Source organism: Novosphingobium sp. BL-52-GroH (genome assembly GCF_044813085.1).
Lineage (GTDB): Bacteria > Pseudomonadota > Alphaproteobacteria > Sphingomonadales > Sphingomonadaceae > Novosphingobium.
Genome location: NZ_CP171152.1, coordinates 985,721 through 1,004,693 on the forward strand (window position 1 = coordinate 985,721; position 18,973 = coordinate 1,004,693).

Annotated in this window: 18 protein-coding genes, 1 tRNA gene and 1 pseudogene; 3 read left to right on the forward strand and 17 right to left on the reverse strand. The window is 66.3% G+C overall.

Annotation, left to right across the window (positions count from 1 at the left end; translation table 11 throughout):
* The 8 genes and pseudogenes from ACFFDA_RS17325 to ACFFDA_RS17360 all read right to left on the reverse strand — a co-directional run bounded on the left by ACFFDA_RS17325 (position 1) and on the right by ACFFDA_RS17360 (position 6,674).
* The gene (locus tag ACFFDA_RS17325) at positions 1–264 is read right to left on the reverse strand and encodes a hypothetical protein (RefSeq protein WP_404482034.1); all 264 of its coding nucleotides are present in this window, start codon (positions 262–264) and stop codon (positions 1–3) included.
* An 818-nt stretch (positions 265–1,082) separates the two neighbouring features.
* The gene (locus tag ACFFDA_RS17330; RefSeq protein WP_404482035.1) at positions 1,083–2,123 is read right to left on the reverse strand and encodes a DUF4917 family protein; all 1,041 of its coding nucleotides are present in this window, start codon (positions 2,121–2,123) and stop codon (positions 1,083–1,085) included.
* A 425-nt stretch (positions 2,124–2,548) separates the two neighbouring features.
* Positions 2,549–3,769, reverse strand: a complete 1,221-nt coding sequence (locus ACFFDA_RS17335; RefSeq protein WP_404482036.1) for a site-specific integrase — start codon at positions 3,767–3,769, stop codon at positions 2,549–2,551.
* 15 nt (positions 3,770–3,784) lie between these two features.
* Positions 3,785–4,129 (reverse strand): annotated as a pseudogene (locus ACFFDA_RS17340) (DUF6538 domain-containing protein); the annotation flags it as partial.
* Positions 4,129–4,204: transfer RNA gene (locus ACFFDA_RS17345), tRNA-Lys, on the reverse strand. The gene ACFFDA_RS17345 and the pseudogene ACFFDA_RS17340, both read right to left, overlap by 1 nt.
* Positions 4,205–4,232: 28 nt before the next feature.
* On the reverse strand, positions 4,233–4,742 hold the full coding sequence (gene folK, locus ACFFDA_RS17350; protein ID WP_404482037.1) for a 2-amino-4-hydroxy-6-hydroxymethyldihydropteridine diphosphokinase: 510 nt from the start codon (positions 4,740–4,742) through the stop codon (positions 4,233–4,235).
* A 2-nt stretch (positions 4,743–4,744) separates the two neighbouring features.
* Positions 4,745–5,608, reverse strand: a complete 864-nt coding sequence (aguB, locus tag ACFFDA_RS17355; protein WP_404482038.1) for an N-carbamoylputrescine amidase — start codon at positions 5,606–5,608, stop codon at positions 4,745–4,747.
* A 205-nt stretch (positions 5,609–5,813) separates the two neighbouring features.
* Complete coding sequence (locus ACFFDA_RS17360) at positions 5,814–6,674, reverse strand: class I SAM-dependent methyltransferase (protein ID WP_404482039.1); 861 nt, start codon at positions 6,672–6,674, stop codon at positions 5,814–5,816.
* 129 nt (positions 6,675–6,803) lie between these two features.
* Between ACFFDA_RS17360 and msrA the strand changes: the two genes are divergently transcribed.
* Complete coding sequence (gene msrA / locus ACFFDA_RS17365) at positions 6,804–7,334, forward strand: peptide-methionine (S)-S-oxide reductase MsrA (RefSeq protein WP_404482040.1); 531 nt, start codon at positions 6,804–6,806, stop codon at positions 7,332–7,334.
* Positions 7,335–7,530: 196 nt separating this feature from the next.
* Positions 7,531–8,613: a choice-of-anchor A family protein gene (locus ACFFDA_RS17370; RefSeq protein ID WP_404482041.1), complete on the forward strand. Its 1,083-nt coding sequence runs from the start codon at positions 7,531–7,533 to the stop codon at positions 8,611–8,613.
* Positions 8,614–8,662: 49 nt separating this feature from the next.
* Here ACFFDA_RS17370 and ACFFDA_RS17375 read toward each other — a convergent pair whose 3' ends face one another.
* The gene (locus ACFFDA_RS17375) at positions 8,663–9,895 is read right to left on the reverse strand and encodes an RsmB/NOP family class I SAM-dependent RNA methyltransferase (protein WP_404482042.1); all 1,233 of its coding nucleotides are present in this window, start codon (positions 9,893–9,895) and stop codon (positions 8,663–8,665) included.
* Between the two features lie 54 nt (positions 9,896–9,949).
* On the opposite strand from ACFFDA_RS17375, the gene ACFFDA_RS17380 reads away from it, so the two are divergent.
* Positions 9,950–10,120: a DUF1674 domain-containing protein gene (locus ACFFDA_RS17380; RefSeq protein ID WP_404482777.1), complete on the forward strand. Its 171-nt coding sequence runs from the start codon at positions 9,950–9,952 to the stop codon at positions 10,118–10,120.
* Between the two features lie 51 nt (positions 10,121–10,171).
* Here the strand turns inward: ACFFDA_RS17380 and ACFFDA_RS17385 are convergent, their stop codons facing one another.
* The 8 genes from ACFFDA_RS17385 to ACFFDA_RS17420 all read right to left on the reverse strand — a co-directional run bounded on the left by ACFFDA_RS17385 (position 10,172) and on the right by ACFFDA_RS17420 (position 18,854).
* Entirely contained in the window at positions 10,172–11,611 is a 1,440-nt protein-coding gene (locus ACFFDA_RS17385) for an efflux transporter outer membrane subunit (RefSeq protein WP_404482043.1), read from the reverse strand.
* Positions 11,611–12,555: an efflux RND transporter periplasmic adaptor subunit gene (locus tag ACFFDA_RS17390; protein ID WP_404482044.1), complete on the reverse strand. Its 945-nt coding sequence runs from the start codon at positions 12,553–12,555 to the stop codon at positions 11,611–11,613. Before ACFFDA_RS17390 ends, ACFFDA_RS17385 begins: the two co-directional genes overlap by 1 nt.
* Complete coding sequence (locus tag ACFFDA_RS17395) at positions 12,552–12,767, reverse strand: DUF1656 domain-containing protein (RefSeq protein WP_404482045.1); 216 nt, start codon at positions 12,765–12,767, stop codon at positions 12,552–12,554. The genes ACFFDA_RS17390 and ACFFDA_RS17395 overlap by 4 nt, the downstream gene beginning before the upstream one ends.
* Complete coding sequence (locus ACFFDA_RS17400) at positions 12,764–14,818, reverse strand: FUSC family protein (RefSeq protein WP_404482046.1); 2,055 nt, start codon at positions 14,816–14,818, stop codon at positions 12,764–12,766. The genes ACFFDA_RS17395 and ACFFDA_RS17400 overlap by 4 nt, the downstream gene beginning before the upstream one ends.
* Positions 14,815–15,267: a MarR family winged helix-turn-helix transcriptional regulator gene (locus ACFFDA_RS17405; RefSeq protein WP_404482047.1), complete on the reverse strand. Its 453-nt coding sequence runs from the start codon at positions 15,265–15,267 to the stop codon at positions 14,815–14,817. Before ACFFDA_RS17405 ends, ACFFDA_RS17400 begins: the two co-directional genes overlap by 4 nt.
* A gap of 355 nt (positions 15,268–15,622) precedes the next feature.
* Entirely contained in the window at positions 15,623–16,123 is a 501-nt protein-coding gene (locus tag ACFFDA_RS17410) for a murein L,D-transpeptidase family protein (protein ID WP_404482048.1), read from the reverse strand.
* 4 nt (positions 16,124–16,127) lie between these two features.
* A complete protein-coding gene (locus tag ACFFDA_RS17415; protein WP_404482049.1) occupies positions 16,128–17,417 on the reverse strand; it encodes an adenylosuccinate synthase in 1,290 nt (429 codons plus the stop codon).
* A 312-nt stretch (positions 17,418–17,729) separates the two neighbouring features.
* Positions 17,730–18,854, reverse strand: a complete 1,125-nt coding sequence (locus tag ACFFDA_RS17420; RefSeq protein WP_404482050.1) for an ATP phosphoribosyltransferase regulatory subunit — start codon at positions 18,852–18,854, stop codon at positions 17,730–17,732.
* Positions 18,855–18,973: the final 119 nt, after the last annotated feature.

Sequence of the window (18,973 nt, forward strand, 5' to 3'; positions counted from 1 at the left end):
TTATCGCGCCAACAGGCCGCACAGCGCCCGGTACTGCAAGGCTGCGTCCGCGTCTTCAAAACCGAACCGCACGATGTCTCGCCGAGATCGCTGCATCCGCCACGCGCGCAGGCCCTTATGATGGCACCACAGGGCGAGTTCATCGCCGATATAGTCAGGGCAATCACCCTCTTCCATCCGGATCGAGACTTCATCGACGATCACGACTTTATGGCTGTGGCGCGACAGACGCTCGTTCAGGGCCCGGAGGAAGGGTGTCATCATCACCTATTTATCGGTGATTGGCACTCAGTACCTCCCATTGGTGAAACCGCCGCCAGCCTGACATCAGCGGGCTTGCGGTCCTTCCCTGCCGACCCCGTCGAGCCATGCAAGGAAGTCTTCCTTCGACATCGACGTACCCTGCGTGGCTGCCGATTCCATGATCCTCGCGACGATCTCCTCAGGGACATCATCGACGCAAAGCGGGCAGGAACAGGGAACGGCATCATGATCGACAGGGATCAATGCACGGTCCCCGACATCGCCTGCTCATCTCCATCGACGCAGGACCGGCACTCCACACCGATCAACTCGTCACCCCGGACTGTCACGCGCCCGCCGTGGAAACGCGCACCGCAACGATCACAGCCTCTGTCGATAGCCGCTTCTACCAGCGACACGTCAAGATCATCGAACCCCAAGCAATCCTCCAGATCGTCAGACCGGCATCATCATCCCAGCCTTCTGCCCAGCGATCAATGGCATGATGCCCGACATCCTACCCGGCCATGATCACCTCAACGATCCCGTCCGACCTTCAACCCAACCATGGAGTTCCAGCATGACCGCACGCCCTGAAACGCCGCAGGCTGAGTACGAAATCGATGCGCCTGCCGCCGATGTTGCCGACGTCGAAAATCCGCCCCGTCGGAACCCAGCAGGGCTCACCATCACAAAAGATGGCGTTGAAATCGTTGGAAAACCGGCAGAAGATCGGTCCCGACAGTCGCCAGTCTACGAAACCCGTCTACAGAATCACGACGTCCATCGTGGTACAACCCAAAGAAATCGTTCAGGAAATCGGCGGGATCGCTCCACGATTAGCCCCAAACTTGAGCCGAAGCTGCATCGAAAAATCGGATTGTCAGAGACTTCCTGCCCTCCGTCAGCACCGCTCTACGCTCGGCGAGGCCATTTGCTCGGCCTATGATCATTTGGTTGCTATCGGAGTTGGGGTCCCCATAGAGACTTACAAACAAGTCAGGCGCAGTGCCGGAAGCAATATACCTAAGTATATGATCATCATTATCAGCTAGAGAGTGACCATATATGAAAATGGCGTTTTTCCCTTTGCAGCAACTTTCCAGACTTCTTGTTGCTTTGTGTAGATAAGCACTGTGCATTATCCGACTAAGTTTAATATCTGAACTGCCCTCTGCTACAAATATAGGAAATGAATTACGATCCAATGCCTGCCGGATTTGGTCGACTATTGGTACATCGGTCTTCGACCATGTATATTTTCTGATTTCCGAACCAGTATCAAAAAGGTGCAATGCCCCGTGAAGGTAGTTAACTGTCGCCGAGCTACCTTGCTGCCATGTGACCCAAGGTTGGTTCGGATCGTCTTCTGGATGCCGAAAGCCATCATCAGCGCCGAAGTTCAAATCATCGACATCTGTGTGCATCAGCGCCCAGTACAGCAAAACGTCATAGTTCAGTGTAAAAATATGATTAAAATTGTGCAGGAACGTGCGGCATGCAGAATACTGTTCACCTGTTACATCATAAGGTCTACTTGGATGACGTCGAGCTACCGCACTAACCAAAGCGTCTTTAATCGCTTCTGCATCGGATAAAAGCTTCGCGATCAATTTTTGAAGGCGGGGTCTATATACCTTCACGACAGTAGCCGTATCTTGTAGATGACGAATGACTACCTCGAAGTCATTCGTCCCCAACTCTCGAAAAAGCTCCGGTACATCAGGCGCGGCATCAAAATCAGCATTATCAAACAAGGAGCCATAGCTAAAAATATCAGGCTTCAGGGCTATGCTGAAGCCGTTCCCGAGCAGGAGATGCCTCCTCGTGTGCTCCGCAGAAACTGAAAGAGCCTCAGCAAAGTCCAAAACCTCAGTCATTTCAGCCCCCTAAAAATGCCCCACTCAAAATAGGTATCTAAGTAGCAGTTGCTAGGTGTCCAGCCCTAAAGAGGTAACTGCCGAACGGCGACAATCAACTATTGCGTTGAAGCGGAATTTCATCCGCTGGGTGCGGAGTTCGAACGAACGTCGAAGGATGCTGCATCGTCCCCTAGCAAGTTGACTGCGATCCACCCCCTGCGGCGCGACATCAGCGTGCGTACTTACGTGCCGGCAAATACGCTCTTGCCCGCTCGCGAGGTAGACCATCCGGTAAACTCGCTTATCAATCCGCAGCGTCGGCGAGAAAATCACCCTCGATCTGTCTTTGATTACGTGAAGGCGCTGATCGACCTGCCAGAGAAAGCACTGAACGCCTTGCCCCCCGAGAGGGGCGAGGCTCACGCCATCGGCTGAAATTGCTCTCAGGGCTTCCTCGAAGTCTCAATGGCGACATCGACTACCGGAAAGCGTACCTTCGAGATTTCTTGCAATAGGACGTCAACGCGGTAGCCGCGCCCGTAATTGTCCGAAACATCTGCCCCACTCCTCCCGCTTCCCCAACCTCCCAGTGCCATTGAAATTTCCCGGCCGACCCGAGCGTCGCGCAACGCATCCCGGAATCCGTGACGAAATGAATGGAAGCTCGTCCGTTCACGTGATGCACCTGCATGAGTGAGGAACAGCGAGAACCACTTTGAGAAGGCCGTCGAACGGAATCCATTTCGACCCGGACAGATATCTTCGAACAGCTTCACTTGCCCTCGGCAAGCTCGCTCAACGACGAACGCTGAAAAGCCAACGTCAATCAATTTCGGATGGACCGGGACAAGCCGTTCGCTGGACCGGGTCTTCAAACTCTTGTCAGTGCTTCCAACCAAGGATTTTTCGGTAATTGCGAAACAGCAGACGTCGTCGACCGTCCGGACATCGGCGATGTCGAGTTGGCAGATTTCGTTGAGCCGGAGTCCGCTATACAGCCCTATCAGTGGTATCCAGAAGCGCGTTCCTCTCGGGCGCGCACCTCCCGAAATTGCATAACCGCTTCCGTCATCCTTACAGCCAGTGTACAGAGGCGCGGTGAAAATACGGCACAACTGCTCATCGGAGAAGGGGTGCCGCTTCTCATGCTTCGCCACTGGGTCAGCCAGCCGCAGGCCCCGCATGTGGTTTTTTCCGAGGAATTCCTCCTGAACTGCCCAGTTCAAGACGACGCACACTTTGTTCAAGTACAAATTGACATTGGCAGGGCTGATGAGATCGGGCCACCCTTCCGCCCTCGCGCGCACTGCGACTTCCCGAGGCGATAGCTGCGGATATCGCTTCGAAGCATTCTTCGGAATGAATCGCAGCGTTTCCATGAAGTCCCGGCAAGTAGCCCGGCTAAGGCGATCCACGTAGGTATCAGCGCCAATTATCGAGAGGGCAAGCCTGCGTGCCGTTTCATAGGCCAATCGAGTTCGGGCTGACCATCCTCGGGTCGGATCATCCATAAAACGCTCGTAAATCTCACCTAACGTAAGGTACTGAGCATTCGCCACAGCACCGACGGCACCGGTTTCGCTACGGATTGGAATGGGCAGCAATGGTTTCCGAGCTTCACCTTCAAACGGTGCAAGTAAGCTGAGATCGACGGCCTGCCCCAAATCCTGCCGCGCGGATTCGAGCAGGGCTTCGATTTCACATAGCACAACATGCGACCGACGTGCTGCTATCCGCAGGCTATCCGTGCCGAGTGAACGCCAAATCTCGGTCTTCCCGAGCGCTGCCCGGAGAGTGGGTGGGACACATCTTCGTACATGAAACACTCCCCGCTTTTCTACGAGAAAACTTCGACGCTTTTGTAGACCCTTTTTGTAGACGCGATCCCGCCGATTTCCTGAACGATTTCTTTGGGTTGTACCACGATGGACGTCGTGATTCTGTAGACGGGTTTCGTAGACTGGCGACTGTCGGGACCGATCTTCTGCCGGTTTTCCAACGATTTCAACGCCATCTTTTGTGATGGTGAGCCCTGCTGGGTTCGAACCAGCGACCTACTGATTAAAAGTCAGTTGCTCTACCGACTGAGCTAAGGGCCCCCGTTGCCGCGTCGCGGTCAGGTGGGGGTCACCTAGGGGCCGCGCGCGGCTTGGTCAAGCGGGCGCGTAGATGGTGGATGCTCAAGCCGGTCAGGGGATCGCGCCAGCGGCCGGCGACGGTGGCCGCCGGGTCGAGCACGAAGCGGCGTTCGCGGAACGCGGGATGCGGGATCACGAGGCTCCCGCTTGCCTGTGCGCCGGCATAGGCGCCGCCGCTCCACAGCACGATGTCGAGGTCGAGCACCCGGGCGCCCCAGGCACCGCCCCGGCGGCGGCGGCCAAAGCGATGTTCGATCTTGTGGAGCTTGTGCAGCAGTTCGTCCGGATCGCGCTTCGAACGCACCAGCGCCACGGCGTTGGCGTAGCGGCGGCGCGAAGGGCCCAGCGGAGCCGTCTCGATCACCCGCGAGGCGGCGAGGAGGTGCAGCTTTCCGTGGTCGAGCGCTTCGAGCGCGGCGGCCAGCACGCGGCGCGGGGAGCCGTGGCGCGGGTGCCGCACGTTGGAGCCCAGCGCCACGAGGTAGCGGTGCGCGCCCAAGTTCAGATGTCCTGCGCGATGCGGGTGTAGAGCTGCGGGCGGCGGTCGCGGAAGAAGCCCATGCCGGCGCGGTGCGTCGCGGCGCGCGCCAGATCGAGCGTGGCGACCAGCACGCCGGTCTCCTCGGCGCCGAACTCGGCGACGTAGTCGCCCCATTCGTCGGTGATGAACGAGTGGCCGTAGAACGCCTGTTCGGTGTCGCACTCGATCTCGGCACCGATGCGATTGGCGGCGATCACCGGCATGCAGTTCGAGACCGCGTGGCCGACCATGGCGCGGCGCCACATGCGGCTGGTGTCGAGCGTGGCGTCGTAGGGTTCCGAGCCGATCGCGGTGGGATAGAACAGCAGTTCCGCCCCCATCAGCGCCATGACGCGCGCGCATTCGGGATACCACTGGTCCCAGCACACGCCGACGCCGATGCGGGTGCCGAACAAGTCCCACACCTTGAACCCGTCGTTGCCGGGGCGGAAGTAGTACTTTTCCTCGTAGCCGGGGCCATCGGGGATGTGGCTCTTGCGGTAGGTGCCCAGGATCTGGCCGTCGGCGTCGATCATCGCGAGGGTGTTGTAGTAGTGGTGGCCGTCGCGCTCGAAGAAGCTGGTCGGGATCGCGACCTTCAGTTTCGCCGCCAGGGCCTGCATCGCGATCACCGAGGGATGCTGCGCAGTCGGGCGGGCGAGCGCGAACAGCGCCTCGTCCTCGACCTTGCAGAAGTAGGGGCCGGAGAACAGCTCGGGCGGCAGCACGATCTGCGCGCCCTGCCCCGCCGCGTCTTCCACCAGCGCGGAGACGGCGGCGATGTTTTCGCCTTCGTCGGCGGAGTTGAGGGCGAGTTGCAGCGCGGCGACGGTGATCTGGGTCATGGCGTCCAGTTATGGATTGGGGGCTGCGAAGTCCAGTGCCGGGGGTGGTCGTCATGGAGTGCATCGTCCCGGCCTCGCCCCGGGACCGTGGGAAAGGCCGCGGCGACCTCGCGTCCGGCCGCTGCGCCGCGGTGGCCCATGGCGCGCCATCGCCTCGAGGGTACGCCGCAGTCCCGGGTTGCGCCCGGGACGACGACGATGACGATCAGTCGCGCTTGCGGAACAGCAGGGTCATGCGGTCGCTCTCGCCGATCGCCTGGTACTTCGCCTTGTCCTGCTCCTTGAGCGCGTAAGTGGGCGGCAGGGTCCACACGCCATCGGGCCAGTTGGCGCTGTCCTTTGGGTTGGCGTTGATCTCGGACCGGGCGACGAGATCGAAGCCGTTCACTTCCATGAAGCGGATCACGTCCGCCTCGCGCAAGTAGCCCTTCGATCCGTCGGTGTAGGAATATGGCGCGTCGGCCTTGGCGCGGTGCTGCTCGATGCCGACGAGGCCAGCCGGCTTGAGAAGCGCGCGCATCGTCTTGATCTCGCTGTCGGCGATGTTCCAGTTCAGCAGGTTGTGCAGCATGCGCGGGATCAGGATGACGTCGAAGGTCCCCTTCTCGCCCTCGGGCACGGCATCGAGCGTGTAGGCGGCGAAGTGCGAGGCGTCGATGCCGGTGAACTTGGCGACGTCCGCCGGATAGCCGGTCGCGCTCTTGCGGATGCGTTCCTGTGTCTCGGGCTTGAAGGCGCCGCTGGCGGGATCGAAGAACAGTCCGACGAGATGACCCTTCGGACCGAGGTAGAGGCCGAGGAAGCGCGAGTACCATTCCCCGCCCGGCGCATATTCGCCCACTTTCGCCTCGGGGCCGACCTGGAAGAAGCTCAGGCTTTCGACCGGGTGGCGGGCGGCGTCGCGGGCGCGGTCGTCCTTGCGCAGCGGGCTGGCGGCGACTTTCTCGAGCAGCGCCGTGCAGCCCTTGCAGGCCTCGACGGCGGCATTTTTGCTCGGGGCCTGGGCGGCGAGCGGCGCGGCGACGAGGCCGAGGAGCGAGGACAGGGTCAGCAGGGCGCGGCGCATGGAGTTCTCCTCGAGGTCGGAAGAGCGCGAGACTAGCTGCCCGCCGCTCAATGACAAGCGGGCCAATGACAAGCGCGTCGCCCATACCTATCTACCGCCCAACTCCTACGACTTGAGGACATGGAAAAGATGGAAACGGCAATCTTGGCTGGCGGGTGCTTCTGGTGCACCGAGGCGGTGTTCCGCGACGTGGTCGGTGTGGACGCGGTGCAGAGCGGCTATATCGGCGGCACCGTGGAGAACCCCACCTACAAGGCGGTGTGCTCGGGATCGACCGGCCATGCCGAGGCGATCGAGGTGCGTTACGACCCTGCGGTGATCTCCTATGCCGACGTGCTCGACGTGTTCATGGGCACGCACGATCCCTCGCAGCTCAACCGCCAGGGCAACGACGTGGGCACGCAGTACCGCTCGGCGATCTTCCCGCTCGACGACGCCCAGCGCGAGGAGGCCTCCGCAGCGATCGCCCGCTGGGACAGCGAACATCCCGGCGAGAAGGCCGTGACCACCATCGAGGGCCCGGCCCCGTGGTATCCGGCCGAGGACTACCACCAGGAATACTGGGACGGCGAAGGCCAGCGCAATCCCTACTGCCTCGCGGTGATCCCGCCCAAGCTGATGAAGCTGCGCAAGAGCTTCCAGGACAAAGTGAAAGGCTGAACGCATCGTCGTCCCGGGCTCGACCCGGGACGACGAATATCGCAGTGGGCGAGCCGATATTCCTTCACAAACCGTAAATGCTCTTGTCCTCGACTTGGCACCTGTTCCGGCAAGGGACACCGCCAAAGTCGCGCTTCCTTAGCGGCTAAGTAACGATACTAGGGCGCTCGGCACTTCCGCCGATCGAGATCCGTCCATGGCCGCTTTCCGTACCGTTTCGCTGTCGCTGGCCGCCATGGCCGCCGCCCTCGTCGCCAGCCCCGTGCTCGCGGATGCCGGCATGATCGCCGGCACCGACGTGCTGCGCACCTGGAACCTGGTGGTGCTCGGCGACCTCACCTCCTCTTCCGAGGTCGAGGGACGGACATTCGTCGGCGGCGATCTCAACGGCAATTCGTCGAACTACCAGATCCAGCCGATCGCCGCGTCCAGCACCGGGACGCCCGGCCTGACCGTGGTGGGCGACGTCAACGGCGGCGCCAAGAATCTCAACAACGGTTCGGGCGCAGTGGTCGGCGGCAACGTCAACAGCGGGCTCAATCTCAACGGCGCGGCGCAGACGGTGCTGGTGGGTGGTTCGATCGCCAACACCAACGTCAACCAGAACACCGTGACCTCGGGCCTGTCGGCCAGCGACCCGGCCTTCGCGCAGAACCTGACGCAGCAGAAGAGCCTCATCGAGACCTCGATGACGGGCCTCAGCAGCACGATGGGCACCCAGGCCTCGAACAGCCAGCTCACCATCAGCGGGAACACCGGGACGTTCGACGCCCAGCCGGATTCCAGCGGCGTAGCGGTGTTCAACATCTCCGCCGCCGACCTCGATTCGATCGGCGAGATCAAGTTCAACCTCAATGGCGCCGACACCGCCATCGTCAACGTCACCGGTGCTTCGGTCACGCTGGACGACAATTTCCTGGGCGGCACCCAGAACCTGGGCGAGCACGTCATCTGGAACTTCCCCGATGCGACCAGCCTGTCGCTGAGCACCGCCTGGGGCGGCTCGGTGCTGGCCCCCAAGGCCGCCGCCACGACCGCGAACTACATCCAGGGCTCGGCAGTGTTCGGCAGCCTCGTCCAGAACGGCGAGATGCACATCGGCACCTACACCGGCAGCTACCAGGCGCCGAGCGATCCGGGCACCTCGACCAGCTCGGGCGGAAGCACCTCGTCCTCGTCGGGCGGGACCGCGGTTCCGGAGCCGGGCATGGTCGGCATGTTCGCGCTGGCGCTGGGCGGCCTGCTGTTCTGGCGCCGCCGCCGGGTGGCCGCAGCCTGACAGGGACCGGTTGACACGTCGTCCCGGATCGAGCGGGACGACGCGGCAGTCAGTCCTTGGTCCAGCGTGCCACGAAAAACCCGTCGAGGCCGCCGGCTTCCGCCAGCATCCCCGGATCGGTGCGCAAGGTGCCTTCGGCGGTCGGCGCCAGGCCTTCCGGCAATTCCGCCGCCTCGACCGGCAACAGGGTCAGCCCGGCCGGCGCCGGCTGCGCCTCGCCCTCGGCCGTCTCCAGCGAGCACACCGCGTAGATCAGCCGCCCGCCCGGCCTGAGCCAGCCGGCGGCGCGTTCGAGCAGCTTCGCCTGCAGGTCCGCCATGTCGGCGATCTGGCGCGGACCGATGCGGTGGAGGACGTCGGGGTGGCGGCGCGCGGTGCCGGTGGCGGTGCAGGGCGCGTCGAGGAGGATCGCGTCGAACGGCTCCTCTGGCTCCCAGGCCAGCGCGTCGGCGAGGACCACGTCGGCCTCCAGCGCGGTGCGCGCGAGGTTCTCGCGCAGGCGTTCGAGACGGCGCTTGGCGTTGTCGAGCGCGGTGACCTTCCACCCCTGCGCGGCGAGCTGCATGGTCTTGCCGCCGGGCGCGGCGCACAAGTCGAGCACGCGGCGCCCCTCCCCTGCCCCCAGCAGGCGCGCGGGCAGACTGGCGGCGAGGTCCTGCACCCACCAGGCGCCGTCGCGGAAGCCGGGAAGCAGATCGATCGCCGAGCCGCGCGGCAGGCGCAAGTGGCCGGGCATCAGCGAGACGCCGCCCATCCGCTCGGCCCATTCGGCGGTGGCAGCGGGGTCGCGCAGCGCGAGGTCGAGCAGCGGCGGTTCGACGAGCCCGGCGGCGATGGCCTCGGCCCGCTCGCCCCAGCGCATCATCGGCCCGTCGGGCAGGGTCGGCACCTCGGGGAGCTTCGCCTCGATCTTCATCAGCGTCGAGAAGACGCCGTGGGCGAGCCGCCTCGGGCCACCCATCAGCAGCGGCAGGCCAGTGGCGATGATGGCGTGCGGCGGCGTATCCAGCCGCAGCACTTGCGCCAGCATCAGTTGCAGCACCGCGCGCGGCTTGGCGTCGTCGGGGAGGCGCTGCCTGGTCGCCGAATCGATCAGTTCGTCGAGGTCCTGCTTCCAGCGCAGTGCCTCGCCGGCGATGGCGCGGGCGAGCGCCCGGTCGGCATCGCCCTTGACGCGAGCGAGAGCCCCGCCGGCGGCCTGGTCGAGAGTCTCGCCCCTGCGCAGTACGGCATCGATGAGGTTGAGCGCGGCGCGGCGCGCCGGAAGGCCGGGAATGTCCATCGCGGGCCCCTATACCGGATTGCGTTTTTCCGCCAGCGTCGCCACATGCAGTCCATGATCAAGCGCGCCACCCAACGTCCCGAGGGCTTCACCAAGCCCGCTCACTGGACGAACGAGCCCGCGCCGCAGCCGGCGCCCCAGTCCAAGGACGACGAGGACCCCGATGGCCTGTCGCCCACGCGCTACGGCGACTGGGTGCAAAAGGGCATCGCGATCGACTTCTGAGTTCAGCGTCTTCTGAGTTCAGCGTCGTCCCGGACGTGATTCGGGATGAGGTTACTTCGTAGTCTCCTGCCCGTCCTGCTGCCAGCCGCCGCCGAGCGCGAGGAACACCGCGATCTGGTCGTCGACCAGCGCCGCTTCCGCCGCCGCGTGGCTGACCTGGGCCGAAGCCAGGCTGCCTTGCGCGCTCAGCAGGTTCAGGAAATCGCCGCGGCCGAAGCGGAACAGCTTGTTCGCCTGGGTCGCGGAAATCCCCGCGCTGTCGCTCGCCCGGCCAAGGGCAGCGGCCTTGTCCCGGTCGCGGGCGTAGGTTTCGAGCGCGGTCTCGGTGCCGCGCAGGGCGTCCAGCACGGTCGCATCGAACTTGGCGAGATCGACGTCGACCTGGGCCTTCGCGGCTTCGATCCGGGCCTTGACGATCGGGCGGTTGGGGAAGCTCCAGCTCAAGAGCGGGCCGAGGCTGAAGCCGAAGCTGTCGGAGGTGCCCAGATTCTCCAGCCGGCCGCTGGTGGCGACGCCGGCGCCGATGCTGACGGTGGGATAGAGGTCGGCCGTGGCGACGCCGATGCGCGCGGTGTCGCCGGCGATGGCGCGTTCGGCCTGGCGAATGTCGGGACGGCGGCGGATCAGCGCGGCGCCGTCGCCCACCGGCATGGCCCGCGTGAGCCGGGGCAGGCTCGCGCACGTGGCCACGTCCTGCGGGTATTCCGCAGGCGCCCGGCCCAGCAGCGCCGCCAGCAGGTAGAGCGCACCCTGCCGCTTGGCGACGAAGGCCGGAAGGCTCGCTTCGCTGGTCTCGACCGCGGTGCGCGCGCGGCTGACGTCGAAGGCGGTGCCGCGCCCGCCCCTGGCCAGCCGCGTGGTGGCGTCGAGGGTCTGGCGCTGCAGGGCGATGACCCGGCGCACCGTCGCCATCTGGTAGTTCGCGGCGCAGACCCCCGCATAGGCCCTGGCGGTCGACGCGGCGACGCTGATGCGCACCGCGTCGCGCGCGGCGGCGACCGCCTCGCGGTCGGCCTCGCTGCCCTCGATCGCACGGCGCAGCTTGCCGTTGAGGTCGAGCGGGTAGCTCAGCGACAGGCCCAGGTCGTACGTCGCGACGCCGGGAATGTTGGCGCCGGCCGACTGCGTGGAATAGTCCCGTTCGAGGTCGGCATCCGAGGTGATCGAGGTGTTCAGCGCCCGCGCGCCGACGGTTTCGCGCAGCACCGCGTCGGCCTTGCGCAAGTTGGCCTCGGCCGCGCGCAAGTCGGCGTTGGCGGCCAGTGCCTGCTCGACCAGCGCGTCGAGGCGGGGATCGTCGTAGAGGCTCCACCAGCGGTCGGGCAACGGCGCCTGCGCGAAGGCGGGGTCCTTGCCGGAGACGAAATCGCCTTGCGCGGCAGGCGCGTTGGCGACGGCCTGCTCGGGCGGGCGATAGTCCGGACCGGCAGTGGCGCAGGCGGAGAGCGCCAGCGCCATGGCCGCGGCGCAGAAGTGGCGATGAAGGGCCATCACCGGGCTCCCGTGGCCGCCGGTGCGGGTTGCGCAGGGTTTGCAGGGTGCGCGGGGCGCGCGGCCGGCCGGGCAGCGGCCGGGTGCTCGACCGTGACGGTGGCGGTGCGCCCCAGGATCAGGCGAACGTCCTTGGGCACATGGGTCAGCTTCACGCGTACCGGGATGCGCTGGGCGAGGCGGACCCACGAGAAGGTGGCGGCGACGTTGGGCAGGAGGTTGCCCGAATCGCTGCGGCTGTCGTCGTTGATGCCCGCAGCGATGCTCTCGACGCGGCCGTGGAGGGCCTGCCCCTCGCCCATCAGGTGCACGGTGACCGGCGCGCCGAGGTGGATCATCGGCAGCTTGGTTTCCTCGAAGTAGCCTTCGACGCGGATCGAATCGTCGTCCACCAACGCCATCGCCTGGCTGCCCGCGCCGAGGTAGTCGCCGGGGTGCAGGTCGAGGTTGGTGACGGTGCCGTTGACCGAGGCGTGAACCTGGGTGCGGCTCAGGTTCAGCTTCGCCCCGTCGAGCGCGCTTTCGGCTTCGGCCAGCGCGGCGCGGGCGGTGGCGACACGGGCGACGTTCTGCTCGTGCGTCTCGGTGGCGACGAGATCGCCCAGCGCCAGGTCGCGCGAGGATTCGCGCTGCGCCTGTCCCAGCGTCGCCCGTGCGCTCGCGACCGAAGCCTGCGCCTGCTCGACGGCGAGCGAATAGCGCGGGCGGTCGATCACGAACAGCAGGTCGCCGGCCTTGACCGTCTGGTTGTCGCGCACCGCCACCGAAGTGACGAGGCCGCCGATGTCGGGCGTCACCCGCACCACGTCGGCACGCACGCGGCCGTCGCGGGTCCAGGGACTGCGCTCGTAATGATGCCACATCCAGTAGGCTATGCACGCGGCGAGCACGACGATGACGATGGTGGCGGCGCTGCGGCCGATCGCGGGAAGCAGGTTCTTCATGGATGGAAACCGATGTGGGGGGCGAGGAAGGACAAGGCGCCCAGGACCATGACGTAGAGGCACAGGTCCACGAGGGCGCGATAGGCGACGAAGCGATAGAGCCCCGAGACGTTGACGAAGCGCAATAGCAGCATCGTCAGCACCGAGGCGATCACCGCCAGCAGGAGAATGGTGGGCATGAACACGCCCAGGATCGAAATTTCGCCGTTCATGGCAGGCCTTTCAGCGCGGCGGCGTCGGGGAACAGGTTGCGGCGCAGGCTGACCAGCGCGAGGGCGGCCTGACGGCGCACCGAGCGATCCTCGTCGACCGCAAAGAGGTGGAGCGCCTTGTCGATGTCGCCCAGCAGTTCCGGGTCGGCAGGGGCCCGCTCCTCGGGCTCCATGCGACGGTAGTAGGCGCCGACTTCGGCGAGCACGCTGGTCAGCGGTCCGGTGCGCTCGGGCGGCAGATCGAGGCGCAGTTGCCGCAACTCGCCGATCGCCACGCCGGTGCGCAAGTCGCGCAGCACGTCGTAGAGCGGCTCGCCCGGCTGCTTGCCGCTGAGCGCGAGGCGCGGCGAGAGCACCGCGATACGGTCGAGCATGCGGTTGATCCAGCCGCGCACGTCGGGCGGACCCATCACGTTGCTGCGCTCGGCGATGTCGCGCCAGCCGGCGCGCAAGGTCCGGCGGATCGCGCTTTCGAGCCCGGCCGTCTGCAACAGGCGCGCCATGACTATGGCGAAAAGGGTGCCGGCAAGCTGGGCCAGCGCCCCGTTGGTGAAGGTCACGAAATTGTCGTTGTACTTGACGGCGATGATGAACGGGCTGCCCATGCCCAGCAGTGCCGGGAGCGCGATGCCGGCGAAACGCGGCGAATACATGAGCGAGCCCAACACCAGCAGGGGCGGCGAGAGCGCCAGCGCCAGTTCGGCGAACCCGTCGACCCGTGGCAGGACCGCGAAGGCGTAGATGAAGCCGATGACCGTCGCGATCAGGGTCCCCCAGAAGAACAGGCGCAACGGCAGCAGCGGGTTGTCCATCGCCGAGAACAGCGCCAGGAACACGCCGGCGAGCATGACGGCGGTGGCCCCGTCGTTCCAGCCGCTGCCGATCCACAGCACGGTGCCCAGGATGATCGTCACCGCCGCGCCCGCCGCGCCGCGCAGGGCGCCCGCGACGTCGCGGTGCAGTTCGCGGTTGCGACGGCCCTCGAGCAGGCGGGGGATGCGCGACGAGACCGGCTTGCGATCGTGGGTTCCAAGCTGTTCGGCCAGGTCGCGGCAATCGAGGTGCGCCTCGATCAGGCTGGAAAGCCGCGAGCCGAGGCTGAGGTGCAGCAGGTCGTCCCACCCCGCCCCGGGACCGACTTCGGGTTCGAGCGCAAGGCAGCGTGCCATCAGGTCGGCGGCCCTGCGCTCGCGTTCCTCGCGCGGGCCCTCGATGGCGTCGAGCCACTCGCGCGTGTCGGCAAGAAGCCGTGCCGCCGGCTCGCCCAGCGCATCGCGCTCGCGCAGCGCCGCGACGCGGTCGGCGACGGCGGCGCCCAGCGGCATCAGCAGCGAAAGCTGGTCCTGCAGGGCGCGCACGGTGCGCACGCGCGGCGCGGCGCGGCTGGTCTCGTAGGGCAGGTGGATCGACAGGTTGTGCAGCTCGGTCACGTCCTGGGCGAGGCGGCGGCGCTCCGCCTCGACGGCGGCGTCGGGTTCCAGTTCGAGCGAGTCGCGGCTCCAGCGCTCGGCGTCGCGCAGCATCATAGCGACGCGGCCGAGGAGGAAAGTGGACACCGAATTGGGGAACACCACGCCGTGCACGAGGCTGGAGCACAGGATGCCGATGGTGATCTCCTGCACCCGCAGCGAGGCGTCGGTGAAGATCTCGCCGGGAGTGTTGACGGCGGGCAGCACGATCAGCACGGCGGTATAGCCCGCCAGCACGAAGGCATAGCCGCGCGGCGTGCGCTCCAGCAGCGAGACGAAGACGCACAGCGCCAGCCACGAGGCGATCGCCAGCGTCAGCAGTTCGGGACTGTGCGAAAGCGGCGGCACCATGACCACCGCCGCCGTCGCGCCGATGAACGTGCCGATCACGCGGAACAGCGCCTTGGACACCACTGCGCCGGCCAGCGGCGCGGCAATGATATAGGAGGTGAGGAAGGCCCAGTACGGCCGCTCCAGCCCGATCGAGAACGAGATGTAGGTCGCCAGCAGGGCCGCCGCGAGGGCCTTGAGCGAAAACAGTGCCGCCGGGACGCCCCAGCGCGCCAGTGCCGGGCTGTTCACGTCCGCCCCCGCATGTCGGCAGCGCGGGCGGCGACGAGATCGAGTAGCCGGACGGCCACTTCGAGGTCGGCGTCGGACACTCCTTCCAGCAGCTCGATACGCAAGTCGATCAGGCGCTGGTCGGCCTTGCGCGCGAGCGCCCTGCCCTCGGTGGTGAGGTGGAGGCGGTTGGCGCGGCGGTCCTCCTCGTCGGCCTGGCGCATGACGAGGCCGGCGCGCTCCAACTGTTGCACGGTGCGCACCAGCGAGGCCTCGGTGATGCCGATGGCGCGGGCGAGATCGCCCTGTCGGGCTCCCTTGCCCAGCCGTTCGAGATGGACCAGCGCCCAGCCGGCGGAGTTGGAGATCGCCAGCGAGCCGAGGATGCGGTCGGCAAGCTGCCACCACGCGCGCGAGACGGGGCTCAGCTGCGTGGCGAGTTGATGGGCCAGGGCGATTCGGTCGGTCATGAGAACGGTTAGTTAGGCTCCTAACTATTCATCGGCAACCTGCGGCAGTTTGCGTTTCACGATACAGCAATGCCGTAAATTGCAATTCGCGCAAGGTGGAGACGGGGGCGCAGATCTCTCCAGGATGGGGCTGCGGGTGACTGCACGCTTATTCACCAACCCGGTCGTCGCGAGCTTAGCGAAGCAACCGGGAGCGATTGCGGCGGCGCCCTGCGGAGCTGGGGGTGAAGAAACCCCTCACCGCCATTCGACCGCGGCTGGCGCGGGAACGCCGAGGATACAAACCAGAACGATCACCTTGCGCATCTACGCTGCGAGCTGCCGAGCCTGCCTGCCCTTCCCCGCCAACGACGCCTCAGGGCACGATCTCGATCGCGGTCCCGTCGGGCACCGCTTCCCACAAGGCCTCGATCTCCTGGTCGGAGACGGCGATGCAGCCGTCGGTCCAGTCGCCGGGGACGCGGCCTGCCGGCCATCCGTTGGGCTGGCCGTGAATCATGATCATGCCGCCCGCCGAGCGGCCCTGTCGGGCAGCGAAGGCGCGGTCGGCGGCATCGGGATAGGAGATGTGGAGCGAGAGGTGGTAGGCGCTGTTCGGGTTGCCCCAGTCGATCGCGTAGCGGCCCTCGGGGGTCCGCTCGTCGCCCGCGAAGCGCTTGGGGCCGACCGGCTCGTCGCCGAGCTGGATGTGCTGGATGACGTGGACGAGGCGGTCGCCGGAGTAGAGTTCCATGATCCGCTGCACCTTGCGCACGCGGATCAGGTCGATTTCGGGGAGGACGAGCGGCGCCTCGGCGGACGCGGTTTCGACGCCGAGGAGCAGCAGCAGCGGGGCGAACCGGAGAACGCCCCGCATGGCCTCAGTCCGCGAAGGGATCGCGCACGAGGATGGTGTCCTCGCGCTCGGGGCTGGTGGAGACCAGCGCGACCGGCGTTTCGATCAGTTCCTGCACGCGCTGGATGTACTTGATCGCCTGAGCGGGCAGGTCCGCCCAGGAACGGGCGCCGGCGGTGGTGCCTTCCCAGCCGTCCATTTCCTCGTAGATCGGCTCGACGCCGGCCTGGTCCGCGGCATGGCTGGGGAAATAGTCCAGCACCTTTCCGTTCAGGCGGTAGCCGGTGCAGATCTTCACCTTCTCGAACCCGTCGAGCACGTCGAGCTTGGTGAGCGCGATGCCGGTGACGCCCGAGATCGCGCAGGACTGGCGGACGAGCACTGCGTCGAACCAGCCGCAGCGGCGCTTGCGGCCGGTGACGGTGCCGAATTCGTGGCCGCGCTCGCCCAGCTTCTGGCCGGTCTCGTCTTCCAGCTCGGTCGGGAACGGACCCGAGCCGACGCGGGTGGTGTAGGCCTTGACGATGCCCAGCACGAAGCCGGTCGCCGAAGGGCCGAGGCCCGAACCGCTCGCCGCCGTGCCCGAAACCGTGTTCGAGCTGGTGACGAAGGGATACGTCCCGTGGTCGACGTCGAGCAGCACGCCCTGCGCGCCTTCGAACAGGATGCGCGCGCCGGCCTTCTTGACCTTGTTGAGGCGGCGCCACACCGGCTCGGCGAACTGCAGCACGTATGGCGCGATCTCGCGCAGTTCGTTCAGCAGCGCCTCGCGGTCGATCGGCGGCTGGCCGAAGCCGGCGCGCAGCGCGTCGTGGTGGGCGCAGAGGCGATCGAGCTGCGGCTCCAGCGCATCGAGGTGGGCAAGATCGCACACGCGGATCGCGCGGCGGCCGACCTTGTCCTCGTAGGCCGGGCCGATGCCACGGCCGGTGGTGCCGATCTTGCCGGCACCGGCTGCCGCTTCGCGCAACCCGTCCAGCTCGCGGTGGACCGGCAGGATCAGCGGGCAGTTGTCGGCGATCGCGAAGTTGCCGGGATTGATCTCGACGCCCTGCCCGGTCAGCTTCTCGACTTCGGCCTTGAGCGCCCAAGGATCGAGGACCACGCCGTTGCCGATGATCGACAGCGTGCCGGTGACGATGCCCGAAGGCAGCAGGCTGAGCTTGTAGACCTGCTCACCCACCACGAGCGTATGGCCGGCATTGTGGCCGCCCTGGAAGCGCACCACGGCATCCGCCCGGCTTGCCAGCCAGTCGACGATCTTGCCCTTGCCCTCATCGCCCCACTGGGCGCCGATCACGGTTACGTTGGCCAACGTTTCACGCTTTCACTGCTGTTTGAAATACCGCCGCGCCCTAGGGGAAGCGGCGGCGAAGGGCAAGCGCCGTGGGGCGATATGTGGCGGTTTGGTTACGGGGGGATGGAAGGTAGGCTCACGCGGCGGCGCAAAGGCGCAAAGGGGCGGGTTCCAGCCGCAGGCGCGTTCTTCGCCGAACCATCGCGCGGGTCGCAACGTCGATCGGCAAAGTGCCTTCGCCGCAAGCGCCACACCTTCGCGCCTTTGCGCGAACCCTTCCCTTAAATCATCCGCCCCTGCGGGCCTCCGCGTGGTCCAATCCTCGCCAAATCAGACCGCCACCGCCTCGTCGCCTTCCAGCCGGTGCGAGCAGCCGAGCGCGAGGGCGTCGTCCGCCTCGCCCAGTGCCGCGACGGTGATCCAGCCGATCGCCCGCTGCCGCGCGGCGATCTCGCGGTCGTGGCCGAGGGGGAGGAACAGGCGGCGTTCCTCGGCAGTGCCGGCAGCGAGCACGTCGATCAGCGGATCGGGATAGAGCGAGAAGCCGGTCGCCGCTTCCGGGTTGCGCCCGGTCTGGCCGAGAATCGCATAAGTACCGCCGCGCCCCATGCTGCCGGGAATGCCGTCGGCATAGATGGTGAAGCCGAACCACGACTGGTACTCGAACCCGTGCCGCTCCGAGGGATCGAGCGTCAGCCGGGCCTTGCCGCCGACCCGCGCGGCGATCGCCCGCAAGGCGCCGATCCGGCTGGCAAGTACGCCGCCGACGTCGAAGGCCGCCAGCCGCTCGATCGCATCGTCGAACGGGCCGACCGCATAGAGCAGTGGCAGGTAGGCCGCGCCGCCCGCGTCGACCAGTCCGCCCGCGTCCTTGGAATCGAGCATCCGGCGCACCGCCTCGATGCCCGAGGCCGGCAGCGGCAGCGCGCCGGCGCTCAGCGTGTCGACGAGGTCGGGCAGCGTGAAGTCCACCGAGACGCCGGTGGCGCCGGCGGCGCGCAGGGTCTCGATCGCCAGTTCGACGATCTCGGCCACTGCCTCGGTCGAATCGGCACCGACCAGTTCGGCCCCGACCTGCAGCCGCTCGCGTGCCGGATCGAGACCATCGCCCTTCACCGTCACCACCTGGCCCGAATAGGACAGCCGCAGCGGGCGCGGCTCCTGTGCGAGGCCGGTGGCGGCGATGCGCGCGACCTGGGCGGTGATGTCCGAACGCAGCGCCAGCAGCCGCAGCGAGGCCGGGTCCATGAACCGGAACATGCGCCGCACGCGCACGCCTGCCATGCGGCTGGCCAGCGCCTTCTCGAATTCGAGCACGGGGGTCTCGACGCGCGCGTAGCCGTGGCTCGCCAGGACGTCGTGCGCGGCGCGGCGCACGGTCTGGGAAGCCCATGCCTGTTGCGGCAGACGGTCGCCCAGTCCCTCGGGCAGAAGATCGCGGTCGTTTTCGTGCATAGTGTGCGCGCCCTTAGCGGGACGGGCGGGGTTTGGCGAGTGGGGGATTGGGGCCGCCATCCTCCCCGGCACGCGGAGAGGACCATCTGCACGAAAAAGGGGCCGGCGCTTGCGCACCG

Bases quoted from the DNA above. Each gene is read 5' to 3' on its own strand.
- ACFFDA_RS17390 (WP_404482044.1), bottom strand. From the start codon at position 12,555: ATGAAGAACCTGCTTCCCGCGATCGGCCGCAGCGCCGCCACCATCGTC.
- ACFFDA_RS17360 (WP_404482039.1), bottom strand. From the start codon at position 6,674: ATGCGCCGCGCCCTGCTGACCCTGTCCTCGCTCCTCGGCCTCGTCGCC.
- ACFFDA_RS17370 (WP_404482041.1), top strand. From the start codon at position 7,531: ATGGCCGCTTTCCGTACCGTTTCGCTGTCGCTGGCCGCCATGGCCGCC.
- ACFFDA_RS17330 (WP_404482035.1), bottom strand. From the start codon at position 2,123: ATGACTGAGGTTTTGGACTTTGCTGAGGCTCTTTCAGTTTCTGCGGAG.
- ACFFDA_RS17395 (WP_404482045.1), bottom strand. From the start codon at position 12,767: ATGAACGGCGAAATTTCGATCCTGGGCGTGTTCATGCCCACCATTCTC.
- ACFFDA_RS17325 (WP_404482034.1), bottom strand. From the start codon at position 264: ATGATGACACCCTTCCTCCGGGCCCTGAACGAGCGTCTGTCGCGCCAC.
- ACFFDA_RS17420 (WP_404482050.1), bottom strand. From the start codon at position 18,854: ATGCACGAAAACGACCGCGATCTTCTGCCCGAGGGACTGGGCGACCGT.
- ACFFDA_RS17405 (WP_404482047.1), bottom strand. From the start codon at position 15,267: ATGACCGACCGAATCGCCCTGGCCCATCAACTCGCCACGCAGCTGAGC.
- msrA (WP_404482040.1), top strand. From the start codon at position 6,804: ATGGAAACGGCAATCTTGGCTGGCGGGTGCTTCTGGTGCACCGAGGCG.
- ACFFDA_RS17380 (WP_404482777.1), top strand. From the start codon at position 9,950: ATGATCAAGCGCGCCACCCAACGTCCCGAGGGCTTCACCAAGCCCGCT.
- ACFFDA_RS17375 (WP_404482042.1), bottom strand. From the start codon at position 9,895: ATGGACATTCCCGGCCTTCCGGCGCGCCGCGCCGCGCTCAACCTCATC.
- ACFFDA_RS17410 (WP_404482048.1), bottom strand. From the start codon at position 16,123: ATGCGGGGCGTTCTCCGGTTCGCCCCGCTGCTGCTGCTCCTCGGCGTC.
- aguB (WP_404482038.1), bottom strand. From the start codon at position 5,608: ATGACCCAGATCACCGTCGCCGCGCTGCAACTCGCCCTCAACTCCGCC.
- ACFFDA_RS17385 (WP_404482043.1), bottom strand. From the start codon at position 11,611: ATGGCCCTTCATCGCCACTTCTGCGCCGCGGCCATGGCGCTGGCGCTC.